This is a genomic window from Citrobacter sp. Cb028, from assembly GCF_030336705.1.
Classification (GTDB): domain Bacteria; phylum Pseudomonadota; class Gammaproteobacteria; order Enterobacterales; family Enterobacteriaceae; genus Citrobacter; species Citrobacter braakii.
The window spans coordinates 1186294-1211588 of sequence record NZ_JAOWCZ010000034.1 but is presented as its reverse complement, the minus strand read 5'-3'; the positions used below and the strand labels follow the sequence as shown (position 1 = coordinate 1211588).

At 52.3% G+C, this 25295-nt stretch carries 23 protein-coding genes; 6 read left to right on the top strand and 17 right to left on the bottom strand.

From position 1 onward, the window contains the following. Positions 1-9 precede the first annotated feature (9 nt). From OGV75_RS15455 to ttrS, 5 genes are all read right to left on the bottom strand, one after another. Positions 10-2112 carry an aldehyde ferredoxin oxidoreductase gene (locus OGV75_RS15455; protein WP_046274686.1) on the bottom strand — a complete coding sequence of 701 codons (2103 nt, stop codon included), beginning with the start codon at positions 2110-2112 and terminating at the stop codon, positions 10-12. A gap of 118 nt (positions 2113-2230) precedes the next feature. Beyond that, positions 2231-2857, bottom strand: coding sequence for a ferredoxin-like protein (locus OGV75_RS15450; protein ID WP_053389347.1), 627 nt, complete (start codon positions 2855-2857; stop codon positions 2231-2233). A gap of 482 nt (positions 2858-3339) precedes the next feature. Then, entirely contained in the window at positions 3340-3549 is a 210-nt protein-coding gene (gene fumD, locus OGV75_RS15445) for a fumarate hydratase FumD (protein WP_003029345.1), read from the bottom strand. A gap of 92 nt (positions 3550-3641) precedes the next feature. Next, positions 3642-4226, bottom strand: coding sequence for a tetrathionate respiration response regulator TtrR (gene ttrR / locus OGV75_RS15440; RefSeq protein WP_016156376.1), 585 nt, complete (start codon positions 4224-4226; stop codon positions 3642-3644). Continuing rightward, the gene (gene ttrS, locus OGV75_RS15435; RefSeq protein WP_230675865.1) at positions 4201-5934 is read right to left on the bottom strand and encodes a tetrathionate respiration histidine kinase TtrS; all 1734 of its coding nucleotides are present in this window, start codon (positions 5932-5934) and stop codon (positions 4201-4203) included. Before ttrS ends, ttrR begins: the two co-directional genes overlap by 26 nt. Before the next feature lie 227 nt (positions 5935-6161). On the opposite strand from ttrS, the gene ttrB reads away from it, so the two are divergent. Genes ttrB through ttrA form a run of 3 tightly spaced genes read left to right on the top strand, consistent with a single transcriptional unit; the run spans position 6162 to position 10983 of the window. Then, a complete protein-coding gene (ttrB, locus tag OGV75_RS15430) occupies positions 6162-6896 on the top strand; it encodes a tetrathionate reductase subunit TtrB (RefSeq protein WP_019076686.1) in 735 nt (244 codons plus the stop codon). Beyond that, on the top strand, positions 6897-7919 hold the full coding sequence (gene ttrC / locus OGV75_RS15425) for a tetrathionate reductase subunit TtrC (RefSeq protein WP_047417786.1): 1023 nt from the start codon (positions 6897-6899) through the stop codon (positions 7917-7919). It abuts the gene before it with no gap. Then, positions 7912-10983 (top strand): tetrathionate reductase subunit TtrA, encoded by a 3072-nt coding sequence (gene ttrA / locus OGV75_RS15420; protein WP_286480870.1) that lies wholly within the window; start codon positions 7912-7914, stop codon positions 10981-10983. Before ttrC ends, ttrA begins: the two co-directional genes overlap by 8 nt. Before the next feature lie 74 nt (positions 10984-11057). Here ttrA and OGV75_RS15415 read toward each other — a convergent pair whose 3' ends face one another. From OGV75_RS15415 to OGV75_RS15405, 3 genes are read right to left on the bottom strand one after another with little or no spacing between them, the layout of a single operon-like run. Beyond that, positions 11058-11870 carry a MetQ/NlpA family ABC transporter substrate-binding protein gene (locus tag OGV75_RS15415; protein WP_142417867.1) on the bottom strand — a complete coding sequence of 271 codons (813 nt, stop codon included), beginning with the start codon at positions 11868-11870 and terminating at the stop codon, positions 11058-11060. Between the two features lie 21 nt (positions 11871-11891). Then, positions 11892-12560: a methionine ABC transporter permease gene (locus OGV75_RS15410; RefSeq protein WP_016152914.1), complete on the bottom strand. Its 669-nt coding sequence runs from the start codon at positions 12558-12560 to the stop codon at positions 11892-11894. Next, positions 12553-13575 (bottom strand): methionine ABC transporter ATP-binding protein, encoded by a 1023-nt coding sequence (locus OGV75_RS15405; protein ID WP_286480869.1) that lies wholly within the window; start codon positions 13573-13575, stop codon positions 12553-12555. The genes OGV75_RS15410 and OGV75_RS15405 overlap by 8 nt, the downstream gene beginning before the upstream one ends. 374 nt (positions 13576-13949) lie before the next feature. Between OGV75_RS15405 and ynhH the strand changes: the two genes are divergently transcribed. The 3 genes from ynhH (at position 13950) to lpp (ending at position 16110) form a co-directional block, all read left to right on the top strand. Continuing rightward, positions 13950-14144 carry a protein YnhH gene (ynhH, locus tag OGV75_RS15400; protein WP_242637968.1) on the top strand — a complete coding sequence of 65 codons (195 nt, stop codon included), beginning with the start codon at positions 13950-13952 and terminating at the stop codon, positions 14142-14144. A gap of 7 nt (positions 14145-14151) precedes the next feature. Further along, positions 14152-15564: a pyruvate kinase PykF gene (gene pykF, locus OGV75_RS15395; RefSeq protein ID WP_016152912.1), complete on the top strand. Its 1413-nt coding sequence runs from the start codon at positions 14152-14154 to the stop codon at positions 15562-15564. A gap of 309 nt (positions 15565-15873) precedes the next feature. Continuing rightward, positions 15874-16110 carry a murein lipoprotein Lpp gene (gene lpp / locus OGV75_RS15390; protein ID WP_003029373.1) on the top strand — a complete coding sequence of 79 codons (237 nt, stop codon included), beginning with the start codon at positions 15874-15876 and terminating at the stop codon, positions 16108-16110. A gap of 68 nt (positions 16111-16178) precedes the next feature. On the opposite strand, the gene ldtE is transcribed toward lpp, so the two are convergent. The 9 genes from ldtE to OGV75_RS15345 form a co-directional block, all read right to left on the bottom strand. After that, on the bottom strand, positions 16179-17183 hold the full coding sequence (ldtE, locus tag OGV75_RS15385) for a L,D-transpeptidase LdtE (RefSeq protein WP_286480868.1): 1005 nt from the start codon (positions 17181-17183) through the stop codon (positions 16179-16181). Between the two features lie 118 nt (positions 17184-17301). After that, complete coding sequence (gene sufE / locus OGV75_RS15380) at positions 17302-17718, bottom strand: cysteine desulfuration protein SufE (RefSeq protein ID WP_016152910.1); 417 nt, start codon at positions 17716-17718, stop codon at positions 17302-17304. A 12-nt stretch (positions 17719-17730) separates the two neighbouring features. Further along, positions 17731-18951 (bottom strand): cysteine desulfurase SufS, encoded by a 1221-nt coding sequence (gene sufS, locus OGV75_RS15375; RefSeq protein WP_286480867.1) that lies wholly within the window; start codon positions 18949-18951, stop codon positions 17731-17733. Continuing rightward, a complete protein-coding gene (gene sufD, locus OGV75_RS15370) occupies positions 18948-20219 on the bottom strand; it encodes a Fe-S cluster assembly protein SufD (RefSeq protein ID WP_286480866.1) in 1272 nt (423 codons plus the stop codon). Before sufD ends, sufS begins: the two co-directional genes overlap by 4 nt. After that, complete coding sequence (sufC, locus tag OGV75_RS15365; protein WP_016152907.1) at positions 20194-20940, bottom strand: Fe-S cluster assembly ATPase SufC; 747 nt, start codon at positions 20938-20940, stop codon at positions 20194-20196. Before sufC ends, sufD begins: the two co-directional genes overlap by 26 nt. Before the next feature lie 16 nt (positions 20941-20956). Then, a complete protein-coding gene (gene sufB / locus OGV75_RS15360; RefSeq protein ID WP_286480865.1) occupies positions 20957-22444 on the bottom strand; it encodes a Fe-S cluster assembly protein SufB in 1488 nt (495 codons plus the stop codon). Positions 22445-22452: 8 nt separating this feature from the next. Continuing rightward, positions 22453-22821: a Fe-S cluster assembly scaffold SufA gene (sufA, locus tag OGV75_RS15355; RefSeq protein WP_286480864.1), complete on the bottom strand. Its 369-nt coding sequence runs from the start codon at positions 22819-22821 to the stop codon at positions 22453-22455. Positions 22822-23163: 342 nt separating this feature from the next. Further along, positions 23164-23940, bottom strand: coding sequence for a hypothetical protein (locus OGV75_RS15350; RefSeq protein WP_284201865.1), 777 nt, complete (start codon positions 23938-23940; stop codon positions 23164-23166). Between the two features lie 376 nt (positions 23941-24316). After that, positions 24317-25204 (bottom strand): LysR family transcriptional regulator, encoded by an 888-nt coding sequence (locus OGV75_RS15345; protein ID WP_115190640.1) that lies wholly within the window; start codon positions 25202-25204, stop codon positions 24317-24319. Between the last annotated feature and the right edge of the window lie 91 nt (positions 25205-25295).

The following is a 25295-nucleotide window of genomic DNA, read 5'->3' as shown; positions in this document are numbered from 1 at the left end:
TCGCATTCCTTACGCCGGCAACAGATCTTGTGCAGCCAAATCAGCGGCTACATCTTCAAGTCCGAGTCGGTTCAGGGTTTCACGCGTTGGGCAACCCAGCTCTGGATCCCAGCCCATTTCCTGATAGAACATCGTCAGCGACTGACGCATATCTTCCCGGTCCATCTTGTCGGTCCCTTCAGTGAAGACCGGGATCTTCGGATCTTTATCAAACACCCAGGAGCAGATGAGATCGTGCTCATTGCGCATATCTTTGGTTTGCATCAATTTGACCGTATAGGCACGGTGCAGGGTAAAGATGCGTTCAGCGGCCAGGTCCAGACTCTCCTGCGTGGTTTCATCGCCGGTGACCGCCTGGAAGAATTTTGCTTCCAGATCCAAATCTCCGCGATAGTTACGGCTCTTGAGTGGTGAAACCGTCATCGGCCACACCCAGTTGCACAGCGTAACCGCGTTATGCAGGCAGACTTTCAGCAGCGTCCATTTGGCGTATTTGATCTTGGCGGCATTGATCGGGGTGTAGTTTTTGGTTTCGTCGTATGCATCCTGCGAACCAAATAGCTCGCCCGCCACTTCGCGCTGTAATTTCAGCGGTAAACCGGAACCGATGAAGTTGATATGGGTGTGCGCCATACAGTCACGGTTAAACATACAGTTGGTGATAGCCCCCACCTGTGCAGAGGCCTCGTTTGCATGGTGGACAGGGAAACCAAACGGCGACCACAGTTTATTTTTGGCATAACCCCAGTACTCTTCGCCCAAATCCCAGCGTTCAGCAATGGCATACGATCCGTCCGCAAGATGGCTGAGTTCCCCCACGCGATGCGCCAACCGGTAGTAAAAATCCTTAATAAAATGAGGATCGCCCGCTTCCAGCTGATCCCAGCGGATCTCCGCATACTCTTCAGCTGGCAGTACGCGCTTAAAGACGCCTTTCGAATAGCAGTAAGTAAAATCACGGTGCAACTGCCCGTAGTTACACCAGATGCCATAATCATCAAACAGGTTCAGACCAATCAGATTTCCCACCACGCGCCCATCGTCTTTATCGTCGAAATCTTTCGGGCCATTGGGGAAAATGGTGGTGTGGACAAAGTTCGCCACGCAGGTGTTACCGCCGGTACTTGGCACGCCAAAATCTTTCACCCGCGGGACATTGAGCTGCGACATACAGCGAATGGGGCATGAATGGCAGCCGCTCATTTTGACCGTGTATTTCTCAGCGGCTGGCCCCAGATCGAACACGGATTTATAGGTACGGAAACCCACGGTATTCTGGTTACCCGGCGGGATTTCCCCGGTTTCGATTGGTCCCCCTTCTGCCGCGCCCCAGAACAGTCCCTTACGGGCCGTCCAGCGCGAGTTTGGCGAAGAGTATTCTGCCCAGGCCTGCGGGGTGCTTGGCACAACGTGGTTGTTGTTGGCACCGATGAGCTCGGTCATCATGTAATCATTGAGCCGCTTCATCTCTTTACGATCGGCAATATTGACCCCTTTGGTCCCTTCTACCGCAATAGCCTTCAGGTTTTTCGACCCCATTACCGCGCCAGTACCTGCGCCTCCGCTGTGGTTGCGACTGTTGATCATGCAGGAGAGCGGCACCAGATTTTCACCCGCCTGACCAATAGCGGCGACGCAGGTTTCCGGGCTGGTAATGCGGCAAATCTCTTCGGTTGTGGCGCGCGTTCCCTTACCCCACAGGAAATCGGCTTTTTCGATGCTGACCTTTTCGTCTTTAATGTTGATCCAGACAGGCGTCGCGGACTTGCCTTCGATAATAATGGCGTCGTAACCGGCGAATTTCATTTGCGCAGCAAAGAAGCCGCCCATATGAGCATCCACCACTAAATTGCCTTTGGTAAAAGTCGATAAGGAGGTGATATTGACGCGGGAGCTACAAGGGGCACCAGAGCCCGTTAATGGCCCGGTGGCGAAAACCAGTTTATTCCCTTCATCGAAAGGCATGGTGCCTGGCGGAACTTCGTCGTACATAATTTTATAACCAAAGCCCATCCCGCCGACAAATTTTTTAAATTTACTGGAATCTTCAAGGGTGATATTCCCCGTGGTGAGATTGACCCGTAAAATATTACCTGTCCAACCATTAGCCATCATGTTTTCCTTTGCAAGAAGGTTTAATAGATATACCCGCCATCCTTCAGGCAGTTTTTTTGCAAAACTGCGATATTTTTGGCAATTAATGGCGCGTATCAGGCATACCTGCTATCTATCAAACAGTAATATCTTTCCACTCGATAATTTTTAATGCCCCAGTCGGACAAGCATTGGCGCACTCCCCACATAACACACATTTTGAGGATTTTTTTGTTTCGGTATTCACGGTCGCCATCATCCACGGGCAGGCGGTGGTACAAGCACTGCAGCCAATACAACGTTTATGATCCACCGCAATACAGCCGTCTTCCTGTTTCCAGGTAATAGCGCCAATGGGGCAGACCTTCATGCATTGCGGATCTTTGCACTGACGACAGGTATCAGCGGTATAGTTTAAATCGCCATACAGTCCGCCACCGGACCCGACGCCATCATCGCCAAAGAAGAAGTTGCGATGGATTTTTATACGGGAAAAGAAAGTCCCCACGGCACCATCGTTATAATTGGTACAGGAAATTTCACAGCGGTGGCAGCCAGTACAGCGCGCTCGCTGGGTCACCAGCACCCCTTTCGGCGTATTGATAAGCCCCACGGTACCGCTGTCGATATCTTCCTGCTTACAACCAAAAAGTGATAACAGTGCAGGGGCGATGGTTAATCCCGCCAAACCTTTTCCTGATATCCGCAGAAATTCAAGCCGCGTTAAACCACAATCTAAAAATTGACGATCAACCTGATTCATTTATTTCGCATCCTCTTCGCAAACGCTGTGTTAGCAACACCTCCAGGCTAAATTAAACCCGTGCAGCTCAAGCCATTTCGGGCGGTTAATGTTGCCAACAACACGTAAATTTTTGCCCTAACCTGATCGCGTAAAATGACGGTGGTTAAACTGAATGAATCTAATCCTTTAGGGTTAGGCGTAAAGATAATGTGGTTATTCAGCGCTCATAGTTTTGATCGTCATCAATTAAAAAACGGAAGGGAAATAATTAATGTGGAGTGAGATTTATTATCATTAAGATAAGTTGAAATAATATTTCACATGCTTTGCAAATATTTGTGACTCTACTCGCATATATATTTTAATATATCACTCGGAATATAACTTAATATACAGCGAAGATTACGCCTCTAATTGCAGCACTAAATTATATATATTGATAAATTAACGTGACGAGAATAAAAGGACGGCGAACGAGACCACCATCCTCTTTTTGTGGATTAACCGGCTAATGCTTTAATTACGGTCTCAATAGCCTGTTTTTCTAACTCGCTGCGCTTCACGCGCTGGTTGGCGAGGGTGGTTCTCAGTACTCCCGCAATGACGATATGCTTAGGCTCTTGTCCCAGATCGCGCATTTCCAGCACTACTTTACCGACTACTCTGCACATTTCACGGTACAACTCATCGTCTTTGGTCTGATTTCCCATTTTTTCCCGCTCGTCATTAACTCAAACCAACAGCATATATCAGTCTGACGGATTAGACAAAATTCAATGAAAATCAAATAAATGTCATAAATTTACTGAATCCTCTGCAGTCGATTAACCAGTTCAGCAAGACTCCCCGCCTGCATTTTTTCCATCACCCGGGCCCGATGAACCTCAACCGTGCGCACGGCAATATTCATAGCATCAGCAATTTCCCGATTCATTAACCCTTTTGCTACCAGTTGCGCCAGTTCTCGCTCCTTTGGCGTAAGCTGCTGATAGCAAACCACGATCTCTTGTCGCGAAAAGGCGGCGTGAGAAATCTGCACTGCATGCTCTAACGCCGCTTGCAGAGGCGCGGCGGAAACCGGCTTTTGCAAAAAATCGACCGCACCGCGTTTCATTTGCTCAACCGCCATCGGCACATCGCCATGCCCGGTGAGAAATACCACCGCCAGCGTACTCTCACGCTGGCGCATGGCTTCATGCACAGCATGCCCATCCAGTACAGGCATACGCATATCCAGCAAAAGTACGCCCACCTGATGCAGATTTGCCTCGGTGAGGAATGTTTCGCCTTGCTCCCAGCAACACACCTCATATCCCAGACTTTCCAGTAAAAACGCGCAAGCCTGGGTGACGGCAATATCGTCATCCAGCAGATGAATGATTGCCACGACGGCCTCCCTCCGGGTTTTGCTTAAAATGTAATGTCACTACCACGCCCGCTTTTTCATCTGGAGCCTGATGATTTTTGATCTCAATGTCTCCGTTTGCGTAGCGCACCAGCCGCTGACAAATGGCTAACCCCAGCCCCATGCCCTCTTTACGGGTGGTCATAAACGGTTGAAAAGCCTGGTACAGCTGCACCTCATCAATACCTCCGGCGTTATCCTGCACCTGAATACTCACATCACCATCCTCACGCTGAGCGCTAAACCACACGGTGGTTGCCCCCGCCTGGGCGGCGTTGAGAACCACATTGGCCAGTACCTGTTCGAGGAGAACACTTGGCAACGTTAATGTTAACGCCTTACCGATCTGCGTTTGCAGCGCTACCGCCGGGAATTGCTGTGGCATGCGTAATAATTGCCAGACGTGATGAATAGCATCATGAACGTTGACGACCTGCCAGTCATCGGTCATCACCGGATTGCCCTGTGCCTGGCTGACCCACTGGCGAAGATTGTGCAGCGTATCAGCCCCCCGCTGCGCCTGGGTATCAATGTGCTCCAGCGCGGGCAGCAGTGGATGCTGTTGATCCTGACTACGCAGGCGGATCAGACAGCCCTGCGCATAATGACGGATAGCCGATAGCGGCTGATTGAGCTCGTGGGCAAAACCCGACGTCATCTCGCCAAGCACGCTCATTTGGCGAGCGGTTTCCAGCTCCTGTTCCTGTTTGCGCAACAATACGTTGTTTCGCTCCAATTGCCTGCCGCGTCGGCGGACCAGCAGCATCACCCAGATGTAATTGAGCGTCAGCAACAACAGTACGAGAGCCGCGGCCCCCATCGCCAGCCGATGTTGAATAAACCAGCTTTTGACATCCAGCCACAGCTGGCGCTGCTGCGGATGCTGGCGGACATCGCGCAGTAACGCTTCCACCTCGCGGGTCGAGGCGGGCGCCCCCCAGCGAAACGTCGCGTTTTGCGGCGCGTTGAACAGAGCCCGCGTGACGCGATCGGCCAGCTCGTCGCTTACCGCAGGCAGTGCCGCAAATGACCAGTCAGGATAGAGCGGCGTACTGGTTAAACAGGGAATCGACGTAGGATGGTTAAGCACGGCCGTAAAATCTGTTTTACGAATAAGCCCTTCTTCGTCCATTTTTTCCAGCAGGCACACCGGCACAATCACCGCCTGCACGGCTTTTTCGCGTAATAAATAGAGTAAGGCATCGGCGGGAAATCCGGTAAACGTCAGGCGCAAATCGCGCTCCGGGCGCAGCCCGGCATCGCTGAGCGCTTTATATCCCAGCAAATAGCCGCCAAATGCCTGAGCATCAATGGCACCCACCGTTTTGCCGATCAGATCGTGTGCGGAGGTTATCCCGCTATCGCGCCTGACGAGGATCGCGCTGCCAATCACATTACTGGTGGCTTTCCCCCCGCGAGTAGAACGGAGTGACGCCAGCCAGCGTAGCGCAGCGCGGCTGTTTAGTTGAACAAATTGCGCCGGATTAGTGACCACAAATTGTACCGTTCCACGATTCACCGCCTCCTGCATCTGCCGCAGGTCCAGCGGTTGAATATGAAACTGTTCGCCGGGAATTTGCTGATTCAACAGGGTTTCCAGCGGCTGCCAGTGATTACGCGTGGAGACCTCCCCACGCATCGCCAAAACGCCAATGTTCCATGTCTGAGCCCTGACCACACCGCTTAGCATCCATAGCGACACCAGCACCGTCAGACATTTTGCTACGTTGAGTCCCACTCAATTATCCCTGTCAATTATGTTGTTTTAGATCAACAACAAGCCGGGTATGTGGTTAACCACAATAGAGTACCCCCCGTCACGATTTTTACACTGTAAATCATCAAGATTCTTTATTCATCACACGCAAACCAACGGCGTGACCAATGTTTCGTTGTTGCATCGTGACGGGAGAAAATATGGACAGCAGTAAACGGCAGTTTCTCCAGCAACTGGGCGTCCTGACCGCTGGCGCATCACTGGTACCCTTGGCTCAGGCGCAATTTCCCTTCTCGCCTGAACGCCATGAAGGCTCACTTCAGCATCGCTACGCCATGCTGGTTGACCTGCGACGCTGTATCGGCTGCCAGGCCTGTACTGTCAGTTGCGCCATTGAAAACCAGACGCCGCAGGGTGAATTTCGCACCCTCGTTAACCAGTACCAGGTGCAGATTGAAGGTCAGCAGAGCGTCACCAACGTCCTGCTGCCGCGGCTGTGCAACCATTGTGATAATCCTCCCTGCGTGCCCGTTTGCCCGGTACAGGCTACCTTCCAACGCGAAGACGGCATTGTGGTGGTCGACAACACGCGCTGCGTGGGCTGCGCCTACTGCGTGCAGGCCTGCCCTTATGATGCGCGGTTCATCAACCATGAAACACAAACCGCCGATAAATGTACCTTTTGCGTTCATCGCCTCGAAGCTGGCCTGCTCCCGGCCTGCGTGGAATCCTGCGTCGGCGGCGCGCGCATCATAGGCGATATCAAAGATCCGCACAGCCGGATTTCTCAAATGCTGCGTGAACACCATGACGCCATCAAAGTCCTGAAACCGGAAAACGGGACATCACCGCACGTGTTCTATCTGGGTCTGGACGAAGCGTTCGTAACCCCGTTGATGGGACGTGCTCAACCCGCTCTCTGGCAGGAGGTTTAAATGAACCATTCACTGGTTATTGAAGAGGTTCTGGCCCATCCCCAGGACGTAAGCTGGTTACCTTGGGCCGTACAATATTTCTTTTTCATCGGCATTGCCGCCTGCGCCGCGCTGTTCGCCTGCGTACTTCACTGGCGTAAACAAGAGATGCCGGAGCTGGAAAATCTGACGCTGTTAATCGCCCTGACCTGCGCGATTACCGCGCCGCTGGCGCTGACCGCTGACTTACACCAAACCGCCCGCGTCTGGCATTTCTACGCCTGGCCGACGCCGTGGTCCTGGATGCCCTGGGGCGCGCTGTTTTTACCGCTATTTACCGGCTTCTTAGGTCTGTGGTTTCTGGCGCAGCATGTTAAACGGTTAACGCTTAAAAGTTACAGCGTCACTAAGTGGCTGGCGATAGGTAGCGCCTTGTCAGCCATCGGGTTGCTGGTATACACCGGCCGCGAAGTGTCGGTAGTGCAGGCGCGTCCCGTCTGGTTCAGCTACGCCTTTCCGGTTGCGATGTTCCTCAGCGCGCTGCAAACGTTTCTCGCCCTGCTCATCGCCGCGACAAAACGCGAAGGAACATTGACCCGCAAACTGGCGTGGGGGCAGACAGTCACCCTGATGGTACTGGCTTTAGTCGTGGTGATATGGGTGAGCGGCAACACGCTTTCCGGTTCGGCTATTCGCCAATGGCTGAACGTTGCCCCGTTAGCACGACACTACGCTATCGGTTGGGTTGCGCTATGGCTTGTTTCGCTTGTCCTGTGCGGGCTGGTGCTCCGTAACCCCTTATCACTGCCGCTGCGCATATTACTTGCATTTAGCGCGATGGCGCTGTGCTGGCTGATGCGCTGGACGTTACTTATCCAGGTGCAGACCGTACCGAAATTTAACGCGCTGTTTAATCCTTACACCCTGCCCGGTGGTACCGATGGCTGGCTGGCCATTGTGGGCACCTTCGGCCTGTGGATAGCACTGATCATTATTGTTCGTGAAGCCCTGAACGCGATCGCAAGGAGAATGCAACATGGCTAATTTAACCCGTCGTCAGTGGCTTAAAGTAGGCCTTGCCGTAGGTGGCATGGTGACTTTTGGCCTGAGTTATCGGGATGTGGCAAAGCGCGCGATAGACGGTTTGCTGGACGGCTCCTCGGGCAAAATTACCCGAGACCGCATCTTTGGTAACGCCCTCATCCCCGAAGCCAATGCCCAGCCGCGCTGGCAGCAGAACCCGCAGCAGGTTATCTCCATGACACAGTGCTTCGGCTGCTGGACGCAGTGTGGCGTGCGGGTGCGCGTTGACAGCGAACAAGGCAAGGTGTTGCGCATTGCGGGCAACCCCTATCACCCATTGTCTCACGAGCACCATATTGACGCCTCCGTCCCCTTTGCCACCGCAATGGAACAACTGGCGGGCGAAACGGGTCTTGACGCGCGTTCCACGGCCTGCGCCCGTGGCGCAACCTTACTTGAAGGTTTATACAGCCCGTTACGCATTCTCCAGCCCATGAAACGTGTCGGCAAACGCGGTGAGGGAAAATGGCAGAGCATCAGCTTCGAACAGCTGATCAAAGAGGTGGTGGAAGGCGGCGACTTATTTGGTGAAGGCCACGTTGACGGCTTGCGGGCAATCCATGACACCAACACGCCACTTGATGCCAGGCATCCCGGCTATGGCCCTAAATCCAATCAACTGCTGGTCACCAATACCAGCGATGAAGGACGTGATTCATTTTTGCGCCGCTTTGCATTAAATAGTTTTGGCAGTAAAAACTTCGGCGCTCATGGCGCTTACTGTGGTCTGGCATACCGGGCCGGTTCCGGTGCGTTAATGGGCGATCTGGATAAAAATACCCATGTGAAGCCCGACTGGGACAATGTCAAATTCGCGCTATTTATGGGAACGTCTCCGGCGCAATCCGGTAACCCGTTTAAGCGCCAGGCTCGCCAACTGGCCAGCGCCCGTTTACGCGACGACTTCCGTTACGTGGTGGTGGCACCGGCCCTGCCATTGACCACGGTGCAGGCTGACAATCGCGGCCACTGGCAGCCTGTACGACCGGGAAGTGACTCCGCGCTGGCGATGGGGATGATCCGTTGGATTATCGAAAAACAGCGTTATAACGCCGATTATCTCACCATTCCCGGCGTACAGGCCATGCAGCAGGCCGGGGAAAAAAGCTGGACTAACGCCACGCATCTGGTGATTACCGATGAGCTTCCAACCCTTGCCGGACAGCATTTAACCCTCGCGCACCTGAGTGCAAACGCCGCCCAGGAGCCGGTGGTCATTAACGAGGCCGGCGAAATTGTCGCCGCCAGCAGTTGCCCACGCGCGCAGCTGTTCGTCACCCGCCAGGTCACGCTGGCAGACGGTCAGACGGTGACGGTAAAAAGCAGCTTCCAGTGTCTGAAAGAGTCCGCCGGGAAACTAACGCTGACGCAGTACAGCCAGCAATGCGGTGTGTCTGAAGCTGACATTGGCGCCCTGGCCGACGCGTTTACCCGCCATGGCCGCCAGGCAGCGGTGATTACGCACGGTGGAATGATGGCAGGCAATGGATTTTATAACGCCTGGGCGGTGATGATGCTCAATGCGCTGATTGGCAATCTCAGTCTTGAAGGCGGCGTATTTGTCGGCGGCGGCAAGTTCAATGGCGCCACCGACGGTCCGCGCTACAACATGGACAGCTTCTCCGGGAAGGTAAAACCAAAAGGATTAAGCATCGCGCGCAGTAAAACTGCTTATGAGTCTTCCGAAGAGTATCGCAATAAGGTGGCGGCCGGACAATCGCCCTTCCCGGCCAAAGCTCCGTGGTATCCGTTTGTCGCAGGCCAGCTTACCGAACTCCTCGTCTCGGCGCTGGAAGGCTACCCTTATCCACTGAAAGCCTGGATCTCCAACATGACTAACCCGTTCTACGGCATCGCAGGGTTGCGCGGCGTGGCGGAAGAAAAGCTCAAGGATCCTGCGCGTCTGCCGCTGTTTATCGCTATTGACGCCTTTATGAACGAAACCACGGCGCTGGCTGATTACATCGTGCCGGATACCCACAACTTCGAAAGTTGGGGATTCAGCGCCCCGTGGGCCGGCGTTGCCAGTAAAGCCACCACCGCGCGTTGGCCGGTAGTGACAGCGGCAACCAGCAGTACCGCTGATGGTCAACCCGCCTCGATGGAATCTTTCTGTATCGCAGTGGCAAAACGTATCGGGCTCCCCGGATTTGGTGACAATGCGATTACCGATCCGCAGGGCAATCACTATCCGTTGAATCGTGCGGAAGATTACTACCTGCGACTCGCCGCCAATATTGCGTTTATGGGCAAAGCGCCAGTCGCTGAAGCGCAACCGGAAGACATAGCGCTGACTGGGGTACAGCGGATCGTGCCAGTGATGACCCAAACGCTGAAAGCCGATGAAATCAGCCGGGTGGCGTTTATCTACTCCCGCGGTGGGCGTTTTGCGCCAGACAACAGCGGGCGGGTTGAGAATCGGATAGGCAATGCGTGGGAAAAACCGCTACAAATCTGGAATGCGGACGTCGCCGCGCACCGCCATGCAATTACCGGCGAGCGCTACAGCGGCTGCCCGGCCTGGTATCCTTCACGCCTGTCAGATGGGCGTGCGGTCGAGGAGTTGTTCCCGGAACAAGAGTGGCCGCTGAAACTGATTTCTTTTAAATCCAATACCATGTCCAGCGCCACGGCGGTGATCCCACGTTTGCATCATCTGAAGCCGGTTAATCTGGTGGCGCTTAATCCGCAGGATGGTCAACGATATGGTTTAGCGCACGGCGATATGGTGCGTATCACCACGCCTGGCGGTCAGGCGCAGGCGCAGATAAGCCTGCTTAATGGCGTGATGCCGGGCGTGATCGCCATTGAACACGGTTATGGGCATAAAGAAATGGGCGCGGCGCAGCATACGCTCGACGGCAAGCCGATGGCGTTTGACGCACAAATAAGGTCGGGGATTAATCTCAACGATTTGGGCTTTGCGGATCCTACCCGGCAGGTAGCCAATACCTGGCTTGACTGGGTGTCAGGTGCAGCGGTGCGCCAGGGTTTACCAGCGAGGATTGAGCGAGTGAAACTCTAGCGCCGGATGGCCACGCCAACGCGTTTTATCCGGCCTACAGAACGTCGTAGGCCGGATAAGGCAACGCCAGCGGATCAGTTATTTACCGGGATCACCGCACCTTTATATTTGGTGCGGATCCAGTCCTGGATCTCTTTTGAGTGCAGGACATCAACCAGCGCCACGATATCTTTTTTCTTCTCGTCGCCACGATGCACGGTAATGATGTTGGCATACGGGTTGTTTTCACCACTTTCGACGGCGATAGGATCTTTCACCGGATCCAGCCCGGCGTCGATGGCGTAGTTGGCGTTAATCACCACCGCATCGCCTTCGTCATTCTTATACATCTGCGGTAACAGCGCGGCTTCCACGTTAGGCAGGAACTTCAGTTTTTTCGGGTTCTCGACGATATCGCTAATGCGCGCGGTGACTTTATCCACGCCCGGCTTCAGCTTGATTACGCCCTCTTTTTCGAAAATCGACAGAATACGGCCTTCTTCAGATACCGCATCGCGCATGATGACCTTGCCGCCTTCCGGCAGATCTTTAAGCGATTTCACTTTTTTCGAATAGATCCCAATTGGCTCGATGTGAATCGCTCCGGCGCTGACGAAATCATAGGTTTTATCGCCCGCATGATCTTTAATCACGCTGTTCAGGTACGGAATATGCTGGAAGTAGTTAGCGTCAATCTCACGGCCAGCCAGCGCGGTGTTGGGCAGAATGTAATCCTGGAACGGTTTAATCTCTAAATCGATCCCCTGCTTCGCCAGAATAGGCTTAGCCTGCTCAAGGATCTCCGCGTGCGGCACGTTTGAGGCGCCAACGGTCAGAGTATCTGCCCAGGAGGCAAAGCTCAGGGCGCTTAAGGTTGCTGCGGCGAGTAACGTCAGTGATTTTTTCATGATAATGGTTTCCGTATTTTATTAGCGTTTATCTAACAGAGAGGTGATCACATCGCCGCAAAGCTGGATGATGAAGACAATGAGCAAAATCGTCACCGTCGCCACCAGCGTGACGTCGCTGTGGTTGCGCTGGAATCCTTCCAGATAAGCCAAATTCCCTAAACCACCGGCGCCAATCACCCCTGCCATCGCGCTGTAGCTGACCAGCGCAATCAGCGTCACGGTGATCCCGGACACCAGAGCAGGAGAGGATTCCGGCAGTAAAACCCGAAAAATAAGCGTGCTTAGCCGTGCGCCCATCGAACGCGTCGCCTCAATAACCCCTTTGTCGACTTCACGCAGGGCAATTTCGACCAGACGCGCATAAAACGGTGCGGCCCCTACAATCAGCGCAGGCAACGCGGCATTAGCGCCGAGAATGGTGCCAACCATCGCTTTGGTAAACGGGATCAGCAGCACGATCAGAATGATGAACGGGATGGAACGAAAGATATTCACCACCAGCGAAATAACGCTATACACCGCGCGATTGTGAAACAGTCCGCCGCGTGCGGTCAGGAACAGCGCCAGACCAAGTGCAACGCCCAGGACAAAGGTCGCTGCGCCAGAAAGGACCGTCATATAGAGCGTTTCCTGGGTTGCTGCCAGCAGTTGCTCCCACTTCAGATGAGGAAACAGTTCTTCAGCCATGGTTGATTACCTCGCCTTCAATGTCGCTCTGGCGCAGATCGGCCAAAATATTGTTCAATTGTTCCTCAGAAGCCACAACGTGCACCCAAAGCTGACCAAACACGCCGTGCGCGGTTTGCGTCATCTTGCCGTGTAAAATGTTAAACGGCAGGCCATAGCGCAGGGTCAATTCGCCAACCACAGGCCGATGCGTACGTTGCCCGGTAAACGTTAGCTTGATCACCACACCGCCCAGCTCGCTGGCCAACTGTGGGTTAAACTCGTCTTCCTCGGTGTACTGACTCACCTGACGAACAAACTGTCGGGTGATCGGCAGTTGGGGATGGGTAAAGACGTTGAGCACGTCGCCTTCCTCAACGACCCTGCCGTTTTCCATTACCGCGACGCGATCGCAGATTTTGCGTACCACGTGCATTTCATGCGTGATCAGCACAATGGTTAATTTGAAGCGGCGATTAATATCGAGCAGCAAATCGAGGATTTGATCGGTAGTTTGCGGATCCAGCGCCGAAGTGGCTTCATCACACAGCAGAACGTCAGGATTGTTCGCCAACGCACGGGCAATTCCTACCCGCTGTTTTTGCCCACCGCTAAGCTGGGACGGATACGCATTTTCACGACCGCTCAGCCCCACCAGCGAAATCAGTTCAGCAACTCGCGCTTTAATTGATGCTTTTGGCGCTCCAGCAATTTGCATAGAGAACGCAATATTTTCACTAACCGTTCGTGACCACAGCAAATTGAAGTGTTGAAACACCATGCTGATTTTCAGTCGCGCCTGACGTAAAGATTCCCCACGGGCGGCAGAGATATCGTGGCCGTTAATCGTTACGCTGCCTGAAGTCGGTTTTTCCAGACCATTAAGTAAGCGTATTAAGGTGCTTTTCCCCGCCCCGCTGTAACCAATAATTCCGTAAATCTGTCCCTGTTCAACCGTCAGGTTGACGTTATCGACAGCGGTAATGGCAAGCCTGCCTGGCGTAAACACTTTCGAAATATTTTTCAGGACAATCATGTCGTTTAGGTATCCGCTGCTGCTTATTGTTCTGCTGCTAGCGCTTTTGGCTGTTTAGCAGTATGGATGTCCAAACGAGTGTAATCAGTGAGATTGGCTTTTAAAATGAATTAAAACGCATTTGATATAACTTTTAGAAATATGTCGGTTTGCTCGGCGTTATACACAAAAAGTCAGGGATTGGGATGACAATTACACCTTGTTGCGCAACAAATGCTGCTGCGAACAACCTCTTTATCCATACCTGGAAACAAATTAATGAATATTTTCTGTAAAACTGCACAGAAGTGTTTTGAAACGCTGTTTCCATTTTCCTTTTTGATAATTTTCAGCGTATAATGCGCGCCAATTGTCTCTTGAATGGTTTCAGCACATTGACCTGTAAAACTCAACGACTACAAAACTCACCATCCCGTTGGGCTGAAACACAAGCACACATTCCTCTGCACGCTCTTTCGATGTCACCTATCCTTAGAGCGAGGCATCACAACTTTCGTAACTCAGGTTTAGCTTCCCGTCCGTGCGCGGCGGGAGCCAGATTTCCATATCCTTCTCAACTTAAAGACTAAGACTGTCATGAAAAAGACGAAAATTGTTTGCACCATCGGTCCGAAAACCGAATCCGAAGAGATGTTAACCAAAATGCTGGACGCGGGCATGAACGTCATGCGTCTGAACTTCTCCCACGGGGACTATGAAGAACACGGTCAGCGCATCAAGAATTTGCGCAACGTCATGAGCAAAACCGGCAAGAAAGCCGCAATCCTGCTCGACACCAAAGGTCCGGAAATCCGTACCATCAAACTGGAAGGCGGTAACGACGTTTCCCTGAAAGCGGGCCAGACCTTCACCTTCACCACCGACAAATCCGTTGTCGGCAACAACGAAATCGTTGCTGTTACTTATGAAGGCTTCACTAAAGATCTGTCCGTCGGCAATACCGTTCTGGTTGACGATGGTCTGATCGGCATGGAAGTTACCGCTATCGAAGGTAACAAAGTTATCTGTAAAGTGCTGAACAACGGCGACCTGGGCGAAAACAAAGGCGTTAACCTGCCGGGCGTTTCCATCGCGCTGCCAGCACTGGCTGAAAAAGACAAACAGGACCTGATCTTCGGTTGCGAGCAAGGCGTTGACTTCGTTGCAGCATCCTTTATCCGTAAACGTTCTGACGTCGTTGAAATCCGTGAGCACCTGAAAGCGCACGGCGGCGAAAACATCCAGATCATCTCCAAAATCGAAAACCAGGAAGGCCTGAACAACTTCGACGAAATCCTCGAAGCATCTGACGGCATCATGGTTGCTCGTGGCGACATGGGCGTTGAGATCCCGGTTGAAGAAGTTATCTTCGCGCAGAAGATGATCATCGAAAAATGTATCCGTGCACGTAAAGTCGTTATCACTGCGACCCAGATGCTGGACTCCATGATCAAAAACCCGCGTCCGACCCGCGCTGAAGCCGGTGACGTAGCGAACGCCATCCTCGACGGTACCGATGCAGTCATGCTGTCTGGCGAGTCTGCAAAAGGTAAATACCCGCTGGAAGCCGTCACCATCATGGCAACCATCTGTGAGCGTACCGACCGCGTGATGACCAGCCGTCTGGACTTCAACAACGACAGCCGTAAACTGCGCATCACCGAAGCCGTTTGCCGTGGCGCGGTTGAAACTGCAGAAAAACTGGATGCTCCGCTGATCGTTGTAGCAACCCAGGGCGGTAAATCTGCTCGCGCAGTACGTAAATACTTCCCGGATGCCACCATCCTGGCGCTGACCACCAACGAAACTACCGCGCGTCAGCTGGTGCTGAGCAAAGGCGTTGTTGCACAGGTGGTTAAAGAAATCAGCTCTACCGATGATTTCTATCGTCTGGGTAAAGAAGTCGCTCTGGAAAGCGGTCTGGCTCAGAAAGGTGACGTTGTGGTGATGGTTTCCGGTGCACTGGTTCCGAGCGGCACGACCAACACGGCATCCGTTCACGTGCTGTAATAATTCCAACGCGAATTAATTTGCTTAAAAAAGCGCCCTGGTGGCGCTTTTTTTATTTTATCGATAGCTACAATTAATAAAAAATCAAATCGGATTTCACTATCTAATCCGTGATTATCTAAGATGAATCCGATGGAAGCTTTCTGTTTTCACTCGGGTTTTTAGCCGTTTTTGCACAATTCGATGCTTCTTTGAGCGAACGATCAAAAATAAGTGCATTCCCATCAAAAAAATATTCTCAACATAAAAAACTTTGTGTAATACTTGTAACGCTACATGGAGATTAACTCAATCTAGAGGGTATTAATAATGAATCGTACTAAACTGGTACTGGGCGCGGTAATCCTGGGTTCTACTCTGCTGGCAGGTTGCTCCAGCAACGCTAAAATCGATCAGCTGTCTTCTGACGTTCAGACTCTGAACGCTAAAGTTGACCAGCTGAGCAACGACGTGAACGCAATGCGTTCCGACGTTCAGGCTGCTAAAGATGACGCAGCTCGCGCTAACCAGCGTCTGGACAACGCAGCTACTAAATACCGCAAGTAATAGTATCTGTGTAATAAAAATGGCGCACATTGTGCGCCATTTTTTTTGCTCTGAATTTCCCTTCCCTGTTATTGCGTAGCGCGCACCTCTGCATCCTCTCCCGGCACGCCATTCTGTGCAGACTTCACTTCCGCGCCATTGCTTACGACCGACGCTTGCCCGGCCGTTACGGTGACCGGATAGCCCGCACGACGATACAAGGCTCTTTCCACCAAACTGTTATCCACGGCTTTATTGTCTTTAAACTGGGTAAAACCGGCTGGCAGCACATACGGCATGGTCTGGACGTTTTGCTCCTCTTCCGACGACAGCGGTCGATGCACCTCGACATAGCGCATTCCGTTCGGCTCTATCGAATATTTTATCGGCTCATTAATCACCCGAACCGGCGTTCCTGTCCGGACCTGAGCAAACAGTGCTTTGATGTCCGGCGCGTTCATGCGAATACACCCAGAACTTACGCGCAGTCCCACGCTGTCAGGCGCACTGGTGCCATGGATCAGATATTCACCGTTTCCATGCGCCAGACGCAGTGCAAAGCGTCCTAACGGGTTATTTGGCCCGGCAGGTACTACCGGCGGTAATGTTATGCCGCGCTCCAAAGAGCGTTTACGGATGCCTGCTGTAGGGGTCCAGGTCGGATTCGGGATTTTCTGCCCAACCCGGGTTTCCATTACCGGCGTTTCCAGCCCCTGCAAACCGATACCAATTGGGAAAACCTGAACAATATTCTCTCCCGGCGGGAAGTAATACAGACGCAGTTCCGCCAGATTCACAATAATGCCTTCTCGGGGTGCATCCGGTAGCAGTAATTGCGAGGGAATAGTAATCAGCGTTCCGGGTTTAGGTACGGGGGCAATCGTATTATTGGCTTCAAGGATCAGCATTGCGGCGGTATCAAACTTACGGGCAATCGCCTGTAGGTTTTTATCGCCTTCCTGCACGGTGTAAGTTTGATTTTGCCCAACAAGACGGCTGTTCGCCTGAGGCAAAGGATAATCGACCGCCCATGCGGCCTGAATAGCGCTGTAAGCGCCGATTAGCATTAACGTAATAACAGACGCGCGTTTCATACTCACCCCCCTGGCGTTCCTGCCGGACGGCGTCGAGCGCCCGATCCGGCCTACGAGTCACTGCGTTGCACTACCTCACTCTTTCACGTCGAGCTGAAAATTGACGTGTTTTATCAGTTTAGCTAAGAGTTGCGGCTTTGGTGCGAATAGCCCGAATCATCGCCTCCAGCCCTTGTGAACGAGACGGTGTGAGATGCTGTGCGAGCGCCATTTTTTCAAACCACGGACGCACATCAAAATTCACAATATCCTGGGCCGTCATGCGGTCATATAAAATGAATACGACAGCGATAAGCCCTTTCACAATTGCCGCATCGCTGTCGCCCTGTAATTCAATAATTCCTTCAGCATTCTGACGCATGACAATCCATACCTGACTTTGACAGCCCTGGATGCTATTTTCCGTATTACGATCGTCGTCGTTTAATTCCGGCAAACGCTGACCCAGTTCAATAATGTACAGGTATTTCTCTTCCCAATTAGCGCAACGCAGAAAATTACGCAACAACTTTTCTTTATCCGGTAGCGCAGCCATAACGCCTCCCTGTTATCCCAGTAAGTGATGAATACGCTTGAGTCCCGTTACCAGGCGATCCACTTCTTCGTGGGTGTTGTACATGGCAATCGACGCCCGACACATCGCAGGAACGTTATAGTAGGCCATCAGCGGCATAGCGCAGTGATGCCCTGTCCGCACGGCGATGCCATAGTTATCAAGAAAACTCCCGACGTCATAGGCGTGATGTTTGCCGAGGTTAAACGCAATCACCCCCAGACGATTATCCGGCCCGTAGAGCGTTAAATCCGGCACATCCGCCAGCTGTTCCAGCGCATAGCGCATCAGGAATTGTTCATATTCGCTGATTTCAGTAAGCCCCAGCGCGGAAACATATTCAATAGCCGCGCCGAGTCCAATAATTCCCCCGGTGTTTGGCGTTCCGGCTTCAAACCGCCAGGGGGCTTTGGCCCACGTCGTCCCCTGGCTCAGGCTCACCGTCGCAATCATCGACCCACCGCCTTCCCACGGCGGCATCTCCTGCAGCAACGACTCTCTGGCATACAGAACGCCAATACCGGTTGGCCCGTAGAGCTTGTGCCCAGAGAAAACATAGAAGTCGCAATCCAGCGCCTGCACATCAACCTGATGATGCATAACTGCCTGTGCGCCATCCACCAGCACTTTCGCGCCGTATTGATGCGCCAGCTCAATCATCTCAACCAATGGGTTTTCCGTGCCCAGCACGTTAGACACATGGGTAATCGCCAGCAGTTTCGTGCGATCGTCAAACAGCGTCGGCAGCGTTTCCAGTTGCAACGTCCCCTCTGTATTGAGCGGAATAACGCGCAGTTCTGCACCTACGCGGGCGCACAACATCTGCCAGGGCACAATATTGGCGTGGTGCTCCATTTCGCTGATGATAATGTTATCGCCCGTCCGCACATTGCTGCCGCCCCAGCTGTTAGCCACCAGGTTGATACCTTCCGTTGTGCCGCGAACAAACACCAGTTCTTCAGCTGAACGGGCGTTGATAAACAGCGAGGCGAGCTTGCGCACATTCTCCATTTTTTCCGTGGCCTGCGCGCTCAGCGTATGGATCCCGCGGTGGACCGCGGCATAGCCATGACGGTAAAACTCGGCTTCGGCATCAATCACCTGGTTGGGCTTTTGCGCGCTGGCGGCGCTATCCAGATACGCCAACGGTAAACCGTTCACTTCACGCGTCAGGACCGGAAAATCAGCCCGCACTTTTTCAATGGGAAATGTCATGCTACGCCTCCCGGCAAGCGTTGGGCGATCCGTGCCAAGACCTGTTGTTTCAGCGTTTCCTCGCCCAGGGCTTCAGTCAGCTCAGCGGCAAACGCATAGAGAATCATTTGTTGGGCATCTTGCTGGCCGATCCCGCGCGAACGCAGATAGAACATCTGCTCGTCGTCGATCCGCCCTACCGTCGCCCCGTGGCTGCATTTCACGTCGTCGGCATAAATTTCAAGCTGCGGCTTGGTATCCACTTCCGCCAGTTTTCCGAGCAGCAAATTATTGTTGGTCATCTGACCGTCGGTTTTAATGGCGTGCTGAGCGACGTTGATCAGGCCATTGAATACCGCGCGCCCCTTATCGCTGACAATCGTTTTATGCAGTTGTCGACTGTTGCAATATCCCTTGTTGTGCGCAAGCCAGGTGCGGGTATCGCAGACTTCATTTTTCACCGGCATCGCCAGGCTGTTAAGCCGAAGCGTGGTGTTTTCGCCGTTAAGCTGGGTGCTGGTGTTATGGCGCAACACCGCATCACCGAGTAAAAAGCTGTGGCTGGCGGCCGTGGCATCAGCGCCCAACTGAATATCATTATGCGCGAAGTGGTGGCTGAGCGGATTCTCAAACGCCAGTTTGATGTGGCGCAAGTGTGCGTTTGCCGCGACGTTCATCGTTAATCGTGCACCGGTAAAATGGCGATATTCGCTGAGGCTGACATAGTGTTCAATGACGGTGGCTTCTGCGCCTTCTGCCAGGTCCAGATGGTGGCGATAGTGCGCCGTGTTCACCTCTTCGCCCGCCAGCCCCTGGGTAATGTGCAGCAGCAGCAATGGTTTTGCCGGTCGCTGGTTACGCTTCACCTGAATGTGCGTTACGCTGCGGGAGAGGCTTTCGGTCAGGTGCAGAAAGACTTCCGGTTGGATAGCCGCCGGTAGCGACTGGCGCACATCATCAACGGTAATGTTAAAACCGCTACCTTCCACGCTGTCGCTGAGCGTTGGACAGAATTGCCCGTCAACAAACACCAGGCGGACAGCATCAATAGCTGGCGCTAACGCTTCACACTGGGCGGACGTTATCTCAGTGACATGACTGACAAACTGGCTGTTGGTTAATCCTTCCAGCGGCGTGTATTTCCAGTCCTCATGCTTACGCGTTGGCAGTCCCAAACGCAGCATCTGCTGCAGGTGCTGCTGGGCATGGTGCGAGCGCGTCTCCCCTTGCGTTTCAAACAGATGATGCCACTGTTGCAGCACGTTACTGCTGTTCGCTAAGCCAGCCATAACCTTGCTCCTCCAGTTGTTTGACCAGCGTGAAATCACCGGATTTCACAATTCGCCCCTGGTAGAGAACGTGCACATAATCGGGTTTGATGTAATCCAGGATGCGCTGATAGTGGGTGACGATAATGAATGAACGTTGCCCGTCGCGCAGCGAGTTCACGCCATCCGCAACGACTTTCAGCGCGTCGATATCCAGCCCGGAGTCCGACTCATCAAGAATGCACAGCTGAGGTTCCAGCACCGCCATTTGCAAAATGTCATTACGCTTTTTCTCGCCACCTGAGAAACCAACGTTGACCGAACGCGTTAGCAAATCTTCCGGCATCTTCAATAACGCGATTTTCTCTTCCATTAGATCCTGGAAGTCAAACCTGTCCAGCGACTCTTCGCCACGGTAACTGCGCACCGCATTCAGTGCCGTTTGCAGGAAAAACTGATTACTGACGCCGGGGATTTCTACCGGATACTGAAATGCCATAAAGATCCCTTCACCGGCCCGGTCTTCGGGTGACAGTTCCAGTAAATCCTTACCGTTGAATTCTACCGTCCCGCCGGTGACTTCGTAGTCATCGCGCCCGGCGAGCGTTGCGGAAAGCGTACTTTTCCCGGAACCGTTCGGCCCCATAATGGCGTGTACCTCTCCGGGGCCAATATCCAGGCTCAGCCCACGCAGGATCGCCTTATCTTCCACACTGACCTGTAAATTTTTAATGCTTAACATGTGCTTTCCTTAAATTTTAACCGACGCTGTGTTCAAGACTTATGGCGAGAAGTTTTTGCGCTTCAACGGCAAATTCCAGCGGCAGTTCAGAGAACACGTCTTTACAGAAACCATTAACGATCATCGAAATGGCATCCTCTTCGCTGATGCCGCGCTGCAAACAGTAAAACAGCTGGTCTTCACCAATGCGCGAGGTCGTAGCTTCATGCTCAAGCTGGGCGCTGTTGTTACGACACTCCACATACGGGAAGGTGTGCGCTCCACAATCCGCGCCAATCAGCATCGAGTCGCATTGGGTATAGTTGCGGGCGTTGGTTGCGGTCGGCATGATCTTCACTAAGCCGCGATAGCTGTTTTGACTGTGTCCCGCGGAGATCCCTTTCGAGATAATGGTCGATTTGGTGTTCTTGCCGATGTGGATCATCTTGGTGCCGGTATCGGCCTGCTGATAACCACTGGTCAGCGCGACGGAGTAGAATTCGCCGATAGAGTTGTCGCCGCGCAGAATACAGCTTGGGTATTTCCAGGTAATGGCCGAGCCGGTTTCCGACTGCGTCCACGACATTTTGCTGTTTTCGCCTTCGCACAGAGCGCGCTTGGTGACGAAGTTCAAAATGCCGCCGGTGTTACCATCACCAGGGAACCAGTTTTGTACCGTCGAGTATTTCACTTCGGCATCTTTGTGGATAATGACTTCCACCACCGCGGCATGCAGTTGGTAGCTATCGCGTACCGGGGCTGAACAGCCTTCGATATAGCTGACGTAACTGCCCTCATCCGCAACCAGAATGGTGCGTTCAAACTGACCGGTTTTTTCCGCATTTATACGGAAATAGGTCGACAGTTCCATTGGGCAACGTACACCTTTCGGGACATAAATAAACGTGCCGTCGGAGGCCACCGCCGCATTCAGCGCCGCAAAGAAATTGTCATTACCCGGGACAACCGTACCCAGATATTGTTTTACCAGCTCAGGGTGATCGTGAATCGCCTCACCAAACGAACAGAAAATAATGCCCTTTTCCGCCAGTTTATCGCGATAAGTTGTCGCCACCGACACCGAGTCAAAAATGGCATCAACCGCCACCTCTTTGCCTTCGCGGACCGGCACGCCAAGCTGCTCAAATGCGTCCTCAACTTCTTTACTTAAAAACGCATTCGCCCCCGTTTGCTGCACCGCGCCCGGCTCAGACGCGCAGGTTTCATCGCAATTACCGCAGGACGGCGCGGAGTAATAACTGTACTCCTGGTAGTTCAGCTTATCGTAATGCGCTTTTAGCCAGTGCGGCTCTTCCATGGTCAGCCACGCTTTAAAGGCATTCAGGCGAAATTCCAGCATCCAGTCGGGTTCATTACGTTTTGCCGAAATCGCGCGCACGACATCTTCGTTGATCCCTTTCGCCAGCTCATCGGTTTGTAGATGGGTGAAGAAGCCCTCTTTGTAATTAAGGTGCCCGCCAGCCCAGGTGTTGACATCGTCAGTTGCTTCAGTATTACGAGACATAGTACCGCCTATACCCCAAAACTTTCGCCACAGCCGCATTCGTTCTGGGCTTTCGGGTTATGAAATTTAAATAGCTGATTTAATCCTTCGCGCACGAAATCGACTTCTGTGCCGTCGATGAACGGCATCGCCTGTAACGGTACATAAAGTCTGGCCCCCTCCGTTTCAAACAGCAGATCGTCTTTTTCAGCCTGGCGAACGGTGTCCAGCACGTAGCCAAATCCCGCGCATCCCGTTTGCTTCACGCCTAAACGCACGCCTAACATGTCGGGTTGCTTTGCCATCAGCTCGCGGATGTGCGCCGCAGCCGCTGGCGTTAACGTCAGACCTCGCCAGGCAAAATCGTCCGGGTTAAATGTTCCTGAATGCAATTCCATAGGGTTACCTCGAGTCACTAGCTTTCAAGCTATAACAACATGTTAGTGATAATGATTATCACTTCAACCCCTCAACAGCAGGGGCATTCGGGTTAATCGCCCTTTTTGACCCCTTTTACTAAGCATAGACCCTGCTGCGTGGGTTAACAGGGATGGATTTTTTTGTTCAATGTATTGATTAATAATGGATTAAGTAATTTCAATCGGCGAGACAGGTCGATAATCAAAAGATGTATAGAAAATGACTATTTCTGTGATAGAAGGGGTAACTTCCTCTGTCAGGCTATACCTAACCAAGGAGTTATCAGAGATGAGATTCGCAGAGCGGTGAACGGACAAAAGTTAACGACTGGCTAACCACCCATTGCCATTTTTCACTCGCCCGTAGGCAGGGGTTATATTATTTTCAAGCTGATAGATGATGGATAAAATAACATTTAAGTTATATCGTGTTATTTGATTATGTTCGGTTGCAAAGGATGAACTGGTTTCCACAAGATTGAAATGATTATATTCCTGCAACAGTGCTAAATTTGGCGCAATCTCAACAGGAAACTGCTTATCATTTGGTGAGGTGAAAAGATAGATATTCGCAGTTTTATGTTTATCTCTGTAGATAACATCCTGCAGCATATTATCCAGCTTATTAATATTCGCTGGCGAGATGGTGCCCATCATCTCTTGTCCGACGTGCGTCCAATATCCTTTTGCAACATAGCTACCGATGTAAAACTGGGGGACTGCTGTAATGATGTTCCGAATGTTGTGCTTAATGCCGTAATACATCGACATCGACCCGCCTTTGGAAGCACCAAGAATAGTCGTGTTAGAGGGTTTTACAAAATCAATCACCCCCTGCATGAGTAGACTAACTCCCTGCTCAATATCGAAATTCATTTTATTACACAAGTAATAAGCTGGCAGACCGCCAAAATCATCTTTAATCCATAGAATTGCAGAATGGCAATGGTCAAGCATGACAAAATCATAGATGGTAGCATCCGGGATATTAAATCCAGACATGACAATCAACAAATGCCGACAATCTCTGGAGGCCGGTTTGAATCGATAGTGAATCGGTGTCTGATTTTTATAATTGAAAACAAGATTCTCTACCATTATTTAAACCCGGTTAACGTTTCACGGTGACCAGAACAGCGCACACAGTAATGATTTACCAAAGGGTCTGTTCTGCATTCTCTGTGCGATATAAAGCGGTTATGATTCTTTAAACTTAAATGTCACCACGGCTATTTTTTGACAACATCGGTCTGCAGACTCACGGCAAGTAGGTACAATCCCGTTCGGGCACTACGTGAAGACAACAAAAAACCCTTAAGGCTGCTTGCTGGCAGGCTTAAGGGTTCCGGCCCCATCCGGCGCTTATCTCCGGCACTCACGATGGCTTAGCTCTTGAAGGGGCGATAAGAATAATCTCACTTCCGGATATGTTTTGTTTAACACAAATTGCGATTTGACTATTTTATAAGCGTATTCAATCAATTATTAGGCGCTGTTTTTCACTGAGCGCGTCCAGCAACAGGCGCAGTCCTGCAGGCTGATGCTCCCGCGAAAGATATAAACCATAAATTGGCAGGCTTTTTGGTTGAAGCTCGGGCAAGAGTCTAACCAGTTTTCCCTGTGCCAGCCCTTCCCGCGCCTCCAGTTCCGGCACCAGCGCAATGCCCGTTCCCGCCAACGCCGACTCACAGAGCAACGAAGAGATCCCGGCGCTCAAATTGCCTTTAATCGCAACAGCGGCAGCCCGTCCCTGGGCATCCAGAAAGTGCCAGGATTTTCCGGCAAACCCGCTGTAGTAGAGACAATTATGCCGCGTAAGGTCGTCGATAGTCTCAGGAGTGCCATGTTGATGCAGGTACTCTACAGACGCGCACAGTACCGATTTACAGTCGCCAAGGCGACGGGCGATAGTTCCAGGTTCAGGGTTTTCCGTTATACGGATCGCCACATCAATGCGTTCTCCCACGAGGCTTACCGGTTGATTATTGATCTCCACCTCGATACGCAGTTGCGGATACTTCGTCAGAAACGCGGGCAGTACCGGCGCTAAAATATGCATAGCTGTAAAATGCGCACAGGCCACGCGTAGCGTGCCAGAAGGAATTTGCGCGGCGCTGGCGGCACCAATATCCAGCGAAAGCTGCGCCAGAGAACGCGTTTTCACTAATGCCTCTTCACCCGCTGGCGTGATCGTCAGACGGCGCGACGAGCGATGGATAAGCCTTGCACCCGCCCATTTTTCCATCTCGTCGAGGTAACGACTGACCATCGGACGGGAAAGCCCCAGCGCACGCGCGGCGGCGCTCAGACTGCCCAAATCACAGATATGGTTGAATACCGTTGCCGCCATCACTCTGTCCATTGCATCCCATCCGATCGTTTTATGAAACTCAGCATGTCCTAATAAGGGAATTCTAACAGATCCGAATTTCCTTAAAATACAGGAACTATCA

Excerpts from the sequence above, each read along its gene's own strand:
- OGV75_RS15455 (WP_046274686.1), bottom strand. The coding sequence starts at position 2,112 with ATGGCTAATGGTTGGACAGGTAATATTTTACGGGTCAATCTCACCACG.
- OGV75_RS15450 (WP_053389347.1), bottom strand. The coding sequence starts at position 2,857 with ATGAATCAGGTTGATCGTCAATTTTTAGATTGTGGTTTAACGCGGCTT.
- fumD (WP_003029345.1), bottom strand. The coding sequence starts at position 3,549 with ATGGGAAATCAGACCAAAGACGATGAGTTGTACCGTGAAATGTGCAGA.
- ttrS (WP_230675865.1), bottom strand. The coding sequence starts at position 5,934 with ATGCTAAGCGGTGTGGTCAGGGCTCAGACATGGAACATTGGCGTTTTG.
- ttrB (WP_019076686.1), top strand. The coding sequence starts at position 6,162 with ATGGACAGCAGTAAACGGCAGTTTCTCCAGCAACTGGGCGTCCTGACC.
- ttrC (WP_047417786.1), top strand. The coding sequence starts at position 6,897 with ATGAACCATTCACTGGTTATTGAAGAGGTTCTGGCCCATCCCCAGGAC.
- ttrA (WP_286480870.1), top strand. The coding sequence starts at position 7,912 with ATGGCTAATTTAACCCGTCGTCAGTGGCTTAAAGTAGGCCTTGCCGTA.
- OGV75_RS15415 (WP_142417867.1), bottom strand. The coding sequence starts at position 11,870 with ATGAAAAAATCACTGACGTTACTCGCCGCAGCAACCTTAAGCGCCCTG.
- OGV75_RS15410 (WP_016152914.1), bottom strand. The coding sequence starts at position 12,560 with ATGGCTGAAGAACTGTTTCCTCATCTGAAGTGGGAGCAACTGCTGGCA.
- OGV75_RS15405 (WP_286480869.1), bottom strand. The coding sequence starts at position 13,575 with ATGATTGTCCTGAAAAATATTTCGAAAGTGTTTACGCCAGGCAGGCTT.
- pykF (WP_016152912.1), top strand. The coding sequence starts at position 14,152 with ATGAAAAAGACGAAAATTGTTTGCACCATCGGTCCGAAAACCGAATCC.
- lpp (WP_003029373.1), top strand. The coding sequence starts at position 15,874 with ATGAATCGTACTAAACTGGTACTGGGCGCGGTAATCCTGGGTTCTACT.
- ldtE (WP_286480868.1), bottom strand. The coding sequence starts at position 17,183 with ATGAAACGCGCGTCTGTTATTACGTTAATGCTAATCGGCGCTTACAGC.
- sufE (WP_016152910.1), bottom strand. The coding sequence starts at position 17,718 with ATGGCTGCGCTACCGGATAAAGAAAAGTTGTTGCGTAATTTTCTGCGT.
- sufS (WP_286480867.1), bottom strand. The coding sequence starts at position 18,951 with ATGACATTTCCCATTGAAAAAGTGCGGGCTGATTTTCCGGTCCTGACG.
- sufD (WP_286480866.1), bottom strand. The coding sequence starts at position 20,219 with ATGGCTGGCTTAGCGAACAGCAGTAACGTGCTGCAACAGTGGCATCAT.
- sufC (WP_016152907.1), bottom strand. The coding sequence starts at position 20,940 with ATGTTAAGCATTAAAAATTTACAGGTCAGTGTGGAAGATAAGGCGATC.
- sufB (WP_286480865.1), bottom strand. The coding sequence starts at position 22,444 with ATGTCTCGTAATACTGAAGCAACTGACGATGTCAACACCTGGGCTGGC.
- sufA (WP_286480864.1), bottom strand. The coding sequence starts at position 22,821 with ATGGAATTGCATTCAGGAACATTTAACCCGGACGATTTTGCCTGGCGA.
- OGV75_RS15350 (WP_284201865.1), bottom strand. The coding sequence starts at position 23,940 with ATGGTAGAGAATCTTGTTTTCAATTATAAAAATCAGACACCGATTCAC.
- OGV75_RS15345 (WP_115190640.1), bottom strand. The coding sequence starts at position 25,204 with ATGGACAGAGTGATGGCGGCAACGGTATTCAACCATATCTGTGATTTG.